Genomic DNA, 7,701 nt, shown 5'->3' with positions numbered 1-7,701 from the left:
GGGCACCGCTCCTCAGAGGGTCATTTCCAGCTGCACGCGAAGCGAGGCCGGGTTCGAAAGAGTCGTCTGCATGGTTTCCCCGAAGCCTTCACCCATGTACTGGGTCCAGCTCCTGTAGGGACGCGCCAGCACGTTGGTAGCCGCGACCCGAAACTTGGTGCTCGGGTTCAGGCGCCAGGCGGCATACAGGTCCAGGAGTCGGTTGCTGCCCCTGCTCGTGGACTGGGCCAGCGAGGTGCGCACATAACCGCCACGCTCATAGACGAAAGACGATCCCAGCGTCAGCGCCTTGCTGGCACGCCAGTCCGCTCCCAGGGTGAGCGTGGCGGAAGGCTGGCTTCCCAGGCGATTGCCCGGCCCCGGCACGTCATGGACCCGCGACCAGTTGCGCGTCGCCCCGAGGCGGAGGTCCATGTCTGGCGCACCTTGGAGCCAGTCCCGCAGCGGTCCCTTCAGTTCACCCTCCAGCCCCAGGACGAGGGCCCGGCCCGCATTCACCGGGGACTGGATCCAGGTCTGATCTTCCTGATGGATCCGCTGCAGCACCACGCCGTGGATGTCTCGCGCATAACCAGACAGTCCCAGCAGCCCGTCGTGCGCCAGATAGCGCTCAAAGGCGAGGTCAAGGCTCCAGGCCAGTTCCGGATGCAGCGCTGGGTTGCCGCGGAAGTCCGGGGAGGTGGGGCTGTTCTGGCTCACCACCCAGCGCCTTGGTACCAGCTGGCGCGGTGTCGGGGCCTTGTAGGTGCGCCCCAGAGCAATCCGGAGCTGGTCGGAGCGGCTGCCAGGCAGCTTCCAGATGAGCTGCCCCACCGGGCTGAAGACGCTCGCCGACACCGTCACCGGGTCCAGCGCGGCACCCTCCGTCCGCGTTCTCAAGCCCTCCCAACGGAGACCGGCGTAGGCGGACATCTGCTTGTCAATGGTCCATTCGTGCTGGGCAAAGATCGCGGCACGCGTGATGTGCGCGGAGTAGTCCTCATCGAGGTCCAGGCTGGGGTAGCCTTCCGTGCCGGTCTCGTCCTGCACGCGCCGCTCGGAGCGCTTGCCCGCCTGCAGGTCCCATCCAAGGCCCAGGGTGTGGTCATCGCCAAGATCCAGGGCGTACTTGCCCGACAGGGTGTTCGCGTCGTCGCGCATGTGCGAGGCCACGGTGCGGGTGAGCCGGGGGGCGGCCTGCGCGTCACGGCCGACGAAGAGGGCGTCCAGGTCACGGCTGTTGGAAGACAGCGTCAGCTTGACGTCCAGCCGGCTCTCCGGGCTCAGCGCTCCCTTCCATTGAGCGGTCCATCGCGCCAGGCGTGCGCGGTCGGTGCTGTCCAGGGAATCGCTGGCAAATTCGGGCGCATCGCCGGACAGGCGTGTGCGCGCGTCGTCGTTGGCATACACGTTGCGCGTGGCCTGGAGCAGTCCGGCCAGTGACAGGCTGTCACCGGAAGCGGACTTCCAGCCCAGGTTGGGCGTCAGCCCTGCGATGTACTTCTCTTCGCGCTCCTCCGTGGCCAGCGCATAGCGGTAGGTCTGCTCCGGCGCAAAGCCGTCGATCGCGGACGCTGCGTGCCAGGCATTGCGCCCGCCGGCCAGGGAGGCACCCAGACCCCACTTCCACGCCCCTGAGGCTTGGGACCAGTCCAGCGAGGCCTGGCCGTTCATCAAGCCTGCCGTCGGGCCCGCAGACAGCCTCAGCTGCAAGGGCGCGCCGGCTCGCGCTTTGCGCAGGATGATGTTGATCGTCCCGGCGATCGCCTGCGCGCCGGTATCGGCGGTCGCGGATCGGAGGATCTCCACGCGTTCGACGAGATCGGGCGCCAGCGATTCGATGGAGAAGCCCGGCGGGGCAGGGTCCCCGTTGACAAGGATCTGCGTGTAGCCGTTGCCGAGACCGCGCAGGCGCAGCTCCGCTTCTTTGCCAGGCTCGCGGACGACCGTCACGCCCGAAATGCGCTGCAGCGCATCCGCCAGCGTGTTGGCGCCGAGGCGCATGAAGTCCTCACGGCTCACCTGCACCTTGACGGCATTGGCAACCCGCCGGTCGCTCGCGGCGGTATCTTTGATTTCAACCCGGTCGAGGGTCGTCGGCGCGGCTGCACTGGCCTCCACCTTGGGCGCATCAACGACCGGAGCCGCCTCCGGGGCTGCGGTCACACTTGGCAGGTTTGCCAGGAGTGGAACAAGCGCAAGCACTTGTCCGCGCTTGCGAATCGAATTGCACTTCTTTCCCACAGTACACCTCTACCTCAAGTTTTAGATGTCGTCGGAGCGCGCCAACGGCAGAGCATGGCTCGGCCTGAAACAGGCTCATGGAGCGGGCGCAATACGGCCAGCGCACCTGCGAAGGCGCTGTACCGTTGCCACATCCTGCATGGCATCGGGCCGCCCTTGCGGCCCGCACTCAGGCGGCGTCAGAGCTCGTCGTAATCCGCCACGCAGCCGGGATAGCTGTGGTCCAGGGTCTCTGCCGGCGCATCGCCCAAGATCGAAATGGGCCTGTTCATGGCCGGCGTTCCGACCGCCAAATGCCGCTCCGGCACGGAACGCAGCACCACAGCGCCAGCGCCGATGCGGGAGTAGTTGCCGATGTGGATATTGCCCAGGATGCAGGCATGGGCGCCGATCAGCACGCCCATGCCGACCTTGGGATGCCTGTCGCCGCGCTGCTTGCCCGTGCCGCCCAGCGTCACACCGTGCAGCACCGTGCAGCCAGCGCCCAGCACGGCCGTCTCGCCAATCACCAGGCCGTCTCCATGGTCGAAGAAAACGCCAGGGCCGATGCGGGCGCCCGGATGAATGTCCACCGACAGGCGCGTGGCGCAGAGGCTGGAGATCAGCAAGGCGTCATCACGCTGCCCCTTGTGCCACAAGCAGGAAGCCAAGCGGTGCGCCTGCAGGGCGTGAAAGCCCTTGTGGAAGAGAAAGGGCATGTAGAGGCCATTCGACGAAGGATCTCGTTGGGCAGCCGACAACAGATCACCCGCCATGGTCTCGATGAGCGTGGGTTCCTCGTCATAGCACTGCGAGAACCGATCTATGAGGTTCTCCGCAGATATGGGGGGCAGCGCCAGGCGGTCCGCCAGCAACACAGCCAACCCATCGGCTATGCTGTCGCTGTGCTCGAAGTAGCGCTGCAGGCATTTCTGTACGAGCTGATTCCTCGCCTCGCCTGCCCTCAATTCCGCGCGCATGCTTTCCAGCAAGTGAGTCATCGGCGGCTGGGCCTGACTCAAGCAAGTCTCGAGATGAGACGTGGTCACAACCGCATTCATGCACCCCCTCCTTCCATGGATCGAGCTTGTCCCTGTCTTGATTGCTGGCGCAACACAGAAAACAACATGCCCCCCAGCACAAGGGCGGCCCCCAGGACGTGCTGGAAGCGCAAGGCATCACCGAGAAGCAGCACGGACAGGCCGACGCCGCTGAGCGGAATCAAGGCGGTGAAAACCGCCGCTGAAGTCGTGGGTACCACCTTCATTGCGCTGTTCATGAGGACCACAGCGAGGGCCGTAATGGCCACGCCGCTGTAGAGCATCAGCCCCCACACATACCAAGGCACGGTCGAGGCCCGCCAGTGAGGGACCTCATAGAGCATGAAGGGCAGGAACATCAGCGATCCGAGGAGCGTGAGCACCAAGGACAGCACAGTGGACGGTAGGGGCTGGCGCAGCATCTTGCCGAAGGTCAGGAACACCGCCTCGGAGAAAACCGAAAGCACGATGAGCCCCGCGCCCAGCCAGATTTTGAAGGTGGAGCCTCCGAGCTGGCCTGACTCATCGCCCAGTTGCGTGATAACGGCCCCGCACACCGCCAGGACCAGGCACAACGACTCGGCGCTACCCATGCGCTCGCGAAACAGCAGCAGGCCCACCAGGCCCACCGCTGCGGGCGTCAGAGCCATCAGTACATTGGCCGCGACACCCGAGATCCATTGCACGCCGTAAAGCGACAGCACGCTGTAGAGGAAGACACCAACAAAGGCCTGCATCAGCAGGACCCAGCGGTCCCGTCCACCACCAATGGAAACGGGCGCACGCTTCCAGGCCAGCCAGCCGGCGAGCGCCACAAAAGCCAAGGCCTGGCGCGCGAACGCGGCAGTGAACAGGGGCACGAACTGGAGAATGATCTTGCTCGCAACCAGGTAGCTGCCCACCAAAAGCATGGCCAGCGCCATGCGGACATAGGCACCAGTCATTTGGCGGCCCCTGCTCGAGCGGCATGCTTAAACGCTGCGCGCGCATGCACTAACGACGCATCAACCACCGGTACGTCAAAGTGCTCCGCGCCCACCAGCAGCGGTAGCTCGGTGCAGGCCAGCAGCACGGCTTGTGCACCGCTGTCGCAGGCCTTCCGTCCAATCGCCACAAAGCGCTCGCGCGACTCCTCGCTAACGATGCCAACGCTGAGCTGCTTCATGATGACTTCATTGATGTAAGCGCGGTCGGCGGCGTCCGGGGTCCGGCAGCGAATGCCGGCGGCCTCGAGGACATCCTGATAGAAGCGCTCCTCCATCGTGAACAAGGTGCCCAGTAGCAGTACTTCGCAAATGCCCCGCGACTGGAGGTCGGCAACCACCTCGTGACGGATGTCGATGAGCGCGCAGCCGGTACACTCGGCCAGCCTCGTAGCCACCTTGTGAGCACTGTTGCAGCAGATGGTGACGGCGTCCGCTCCCGCGGCCAACAGTCGCTGTACAGAATGGCCTAGATAGTCAACCAGAGCGTTGTCATCACCATCGCGCAGAAACTGGGCCACGCGCTCGAAATCCAGGCTATCCACCACTATGTGGGGCGAGTGAGACTTGCCCAAATGTCGGTTACCGAGCTCGTTGAGATAGTCGTAGTAGTAGAGCGTGGCTTTCCAGCTCAGCCCACCGATTAGGCCGATTGTTTTCATCAAAGAGTACTCCCTTGACCAGGACATTCGCGTCCGCGGCCTCGCTAGGAGGTCACAGCAGACAGCTACGGCGCAAGATGCCGCAAGTTGGCCACTGGTCTAACGTTTATTTTGATGCGATGGTATGTCAAGACCTGGCACCGCGAGTACGAGCAGAGCCACACGCGGCCGGCGAAATATTCACCTGCATGTTCTTCGAAGGTGTAGCGCGCTTCGGAGGTGCTACGCCAAACCGAGTCGACGCAGCATGGCCTTCTCCGGACTTGTCTCTGGAGTGCTGGGAATGTCGACATATGCACCGTCGCCTTCCCGTCGGTAGTGCAAGCCAAAGCCAGCGAACAAGGCGATGCATCCGGGGAAGAGCTCGTTCAAGTCCAGGACGGACTCCCAGCCCGGTCTTGCGCGGTCTAGCTCATCGAGTACCCGTACGCATTCGTCCCAGGCGCTGAGGAGTCCGAGCTGTTCCTGGCCGTGGTGATCGACCTGTTCAGCCGTCAGGTGGTGGGCTGGTCGCTGAGGCAAGACATGACACGCGAGTTGGTCATCGACGCGCTGCGCATGGCCTGGTTCAAGCGCCATCCGAGCAAGAAAGCGGGCCTGATCTTGGGGTCCTCTTGTTCGTCGTGCGTTTTAGGACGGTAGCTGGACCCAGCATTCATGCGGGTTTGCGGGGTGGTGCCTCGCTGCAACTCGCATGAATGCTGGGTTTTCTGTCTCCCTCGGCGAACCCGCTCTTTGTTCTGCGAGTACAGCGCGCGCAGCGTGGCGATCTCCGGAGGGGTTCCGCCGATCTGCTGCGCGATGTGCGTCCACAGTTTCTTGGGCACACGCTCGAAGGCGTCCAGCGTTCTACCCGTCATCCGGATGAAACCGATGTGCAGGGCGACCGACAGCCGGTGCATAGGCTGCCGGCGCGCGGCGATGCATCTCCGCTCGTCGGCGTCGTAGGAAAAGAAGGAGGTCAGCTCGAAATCGTCGAGGCCATGCGGGATGTCGCGCAAGCCCAGGTAGGGCGTTCGCCAGTGCTCCACCTCGTCCTCTCCTCGCTGTACTGAGGGAGGCGACTCTACATCCCGGCCTGCCGCCGACAATGACAGGCCAACTCCAACCGTCACAGGGGGTCAGAAAACCCAGCATTCATGCGGGCTGCCGCGATGCACCACCCCGCAAACCCGCATGAATGCTGGGTCCAGCTACCGTCCTAAAACGCACGACGAACAAGAGGACCCCAGGGAGGCGTTCGCTTGGTCGAACGCGGATTGAAGCGAGGTAGCTGGAGTGGTCATGGATCTCTCCTGATGGATTTGCGTCACGCCGCTGGCCACTGCTGCGACCCATGCAGCAGCGTCAGCAGCTCGATGCGCTTGGCCTTGGGCCTAACGCGGTAGACGACGATGAACGGCGTGCGACTGATGACCAGCTCGCGCGTGCCTTGCTTTCGACCTGGCCGGCCGAGTTCTGGCTCCTGCAGGAGCACGTCTGTCTGCTGCTCGATCCGGTCGAGCACGGCCAGCGCAGTGATCGGGTCTTGCTCTGCGATGTAGTCGATGGCTGCTTCTCGCTGCCGACGTGAGCGCGGCGTCCATAGCAACTGCATCACTTGCCGGCGGCCTTGGCGATGCGCTTCTGCAGGGCAGCGCGCTGCTTCGCCATGTCAGCCTTCACCACCTCGTGCGGAATCCACTCGGCGCCAGGCGCGTCCGCCTCGGCGACGGCCTCTGCCACCTGCGCCCGGAACCACTTGTCATGCGCGGCAGCCTCGTGCGCCCGCTTGAGCGCGGCCGACTGGTCGGGCCGCGCAACCGTCTTGCCGCCCGCCGGGTCGTAGTCGGCTGCGTTCACATCGAAGCTGCTCACGCCCAGGTCCTTGAGGTAGCCGACCAGCGTCTCGAACTTCTTGAAAACGCGGACCTCTCGGCTGCGCGTGGCCGCCAGCGGCCGCTCAGTCATGCCGTACTTGACGACGATGCTCCAGCCGCCCGGCTGGCCGATGACGTGTGCAGCGCGCACGGCCTGGGCTTCGACCAGGCGCGTCAGGGTGGTGTGGTCGATGGTTTCAGCGCTCATGCCGAGATCCGTTCCATGGTCATGCGCCCGGAGGCATCCTTGAAGAAGCGATGGGTGCGCACCGAGCGAGCTGCAGCGTCGTGCGCGGCCTTCTCGCTGGCCAGCGCCGCATCGAGCACGGCAGCGCCGCCGAGGCGCGCGACCAGCAGCTCGTAGACCTCCGGGTCCACGCGGCCCGAAACGCCGACCGGCGTGCGCAGGTCCGAGGCGAAGCGCAGCTCCATCGTGACCGGCGCGGCCAGGGCCATCGCGATCATCTTGTCGCCGTCGCCCTCGTGGCCAAGGCAGCGGATCTCGCCCGCTGTGTGCTGCGCCAGGTCGCGCATCAGCTCGCGCCCAAGGCTGGCCAGGTGCGCCGGCACGCCGGCGGTCAGGGCCTTAGTCTCCCATCGGTCCCAGTAGCTGGCGGTCGCTGCTGCAGTGTTCATGGTCGAAGTCCTATTGCATCGCAAGGTACAAGTATAGTGTATTGCAAATACTAAGTTTTTGCAATCATCTGACTTGCTGCAGCGTATGGCTGCTCGACATAACGTCTGTTGCAAGCCAGTCCGGCCGGAAGTTCTTCAGCGTGGGCGGCGACCCGCTTATGCGCGCATGTCGGGCATCTCTCACTACACGGTTAAGAGCCGCTAACAAAATTCCGGCAAGGCGCGACAACAGATGACGCAGCAGGCCAAGCTCAACAGCGCCACATGAGTCTCGACGGCGCGCTCAAACCGGATGCGCAGCTTGCCAAACGCGGCCAGC

General features: G+C 64.4%; 7 protein-coding genes and 3 pseudogenes. 1 reads left to right on the top strand and 9 read right to left on the bottom strand.

Features of this window, described 5'->3' with window-relative positions; all coding sequences use genetic code 11:
* Positions 1 to 12: 12 nt before the first annotated feature.
* From ACG00X_RS22975 to ACG00X_RS22960, 4 genes are all read right to left on the bottom strand, one after another.
* Complete coding sequence (locus ACG00X_RS22975) at positions 13 to 2,145, bottom strand: TonB-dependent receptor plug domain-containing protein (protein ID WP_394491978.1); 2,133 nt, start codon at positions 2,143 to 2,145, stop codon at positions 13 to 15.
* 257 nt (positions 2,146 to 2,402) lie between these two features.
* Positions 2,403 to 3,263, bottom strand: a complete 861-nt coding sequence (epsC, locus tag ACG00X_RS22970; protein ID WP_394491976.1) for a serine O-acetyltransferase EpsC — start codon at positions 3,261 to 3,263, stop codon at positions 2,403 to 2,405.
* The gene (locus ACG00X_RS22965; protein WP_394491974.1) at positions 3,260 to 4,186 is read right to left on the bottom strand and encodes a DMT family transporter; all 927 of its coding nucleotides are present in this window, start codon (positions 4,184 to 4,186) and stop codon (positions 3,260 to 3,262) included. Before ACG00X_RS22965 ends, epsC begins: the two co-directional genes overlap by 4 nt.
* Positions 4,183 to 4,887 (bottom strand): aspartate/glutamate racemase family protein, encoded by a 705-nt coding sequence (locus tag ACG00X_RS22960; protein WP_394492018.1) that lies wholly within the window; start codon positions 4,885 to 4,887, stop codon positions 4,183 to 4,185. Before ACG00X_RS22960 ends, ACG00X_RS22965 begins: the two co-directional genes overlap by 4 nt.
* Positions 4,888 to 5,334: 447 nt before the next feature.
* On the opposite strand from ACG00X_RS22960, the pseudogene ACG00X_RS22955 reads away from it, so the two are divergent.
* Positions 5,335 to 5,511: pseudogene (locus ACG00X_RS22955) on the top strand (DDE-type integrase/transposase/recombinase); the annotation flags it as partial.
* Positions 5,512 to 5,567: 56 nt separating this feature from the next.
* Here the strand turns inward: ACG00X_RS22955 and ACG00X_RS22950 are convergent.
* The 5 genes and pseudogenes from ACG00X_RS22950 to ACG00X_RS22930 all read right to left on the bottom strand — a co-directional run.
* Positions 5,568 to 5,918 (bottom strand): annotated as a pseudogene (locus tag ACG00X_RS22950) (DUF4158 domain-containing protein); the annotation flags it as partial.
* A 278-nt stretch (positions 5,919 to 6,196) separates the two neighbouring features.
* Positions 6,197 to 6,484 (bottom strand): type II toxin-antitoxin system RelE/ParE family toxin, encoded by a 288-nt coding sequence (locus ACG00X_RS22945; protein WP_394491972.1) that lies wholly within the window; start codon positions 6,482 to 6,484, stop codon positions 6,197 to 6,199.
* Positions 6,484 to 6,954, bottom strand: a complete 471-nt coding sequence (locus ACG00X_RS22940; RefSeq protein WP_394491970.1) for a hypothetical protein — start codon at positions 6,952 to 6,954, stop codon at positions 6,484 to 6,486. The genes ACG00X_RS22945 and ACG00X_RS22940 overlap by 1 nt, the downstream gene beginning before the upstream one ends.
* Positions 6,951 to 7,382 (bottom strand): hypothetical protein, encoded by a 432-nt coding sequence (locus ACG00X_RS22935; RefSeq protein ID WP_394491968.1) that lies wholly within the window; start codon positions 7,380 to 7,382, stop codon positions 6,951 to 6,953. The genes ACG00X_RS22940 and ACG00X_RS22935 overlap by 4 nt, the downstream gene beginning before the upstream one ends.
* Before the next feature lie 201 nt (positions 7,383 to 7,583).
* Positions 7,584 to 7,701, bottom strand: a pseudogene (locus ACG00X_RS22930) (IS5/IS1182 family transposase); the annotation flags it as partial.

The organism is Pelomonas nitida (assembly GCF_043555975.1).
In the GTDB taxonomy this organism is placed as follows: domain Bacteria; phylum Pseudomonadota; class Gammaproteobacteria; order Burkholderiales; family Burkholderiaceae_C; genus Pelomonas; species Pelomonas nitida.
The sequence above is the reverse complement of the archived record's forward strand: the minus strand, read 5'-3'. Positions and strand labels throughout refer to the sequence as shown.

Bases quoted from the DNA above. Each gene is read 5' to 3' on its own strand.
- epsC (WP_394491976.1), bottom strand. From the start codon at position 3,263: ATGAATGCGGTTGTGACCACGTCTCATCTCGAGACTTGCTTGAGTCAG.
- ACG00X_RS22965 (WP_394491974.1), bottom strand. From the start codon at position 4,186: ATGACTGGTGCCTATGTCCGCATGGCGCTGGCCATGCTTTTGGTGGGC.
- ACG00X_RS22960 (WP_394492018.1), bottom strand. From the start codon at position 4,887: ATGAAAACAATCGGCCTAATCGGTGGGCTGAGCTGGAAAGCCACGCTC.
- ACG00X_RS22945 (WP_394491972.1), bottom strand. From the start codon at position 6,484: ATGCAGTTGCTATGGACGCCGCGCTCACGTCGGCAGCGAGAAGCAGCC.
- ACG00X_RS22940 (WP_394491970.1), bottom strand. From the start codon at position 6,954: ATGAGCGCTGAAACCATCGACCACACCACCCTGACGCGCCTGGTCGAA.
- ACG00X_RS22935 (WP_394491968.1), bottom strand. From the start codon at position 7,382: ATGAACACTGCAGCAGCGACCGCCAGCTACTGGGACCGATGGGAGACT.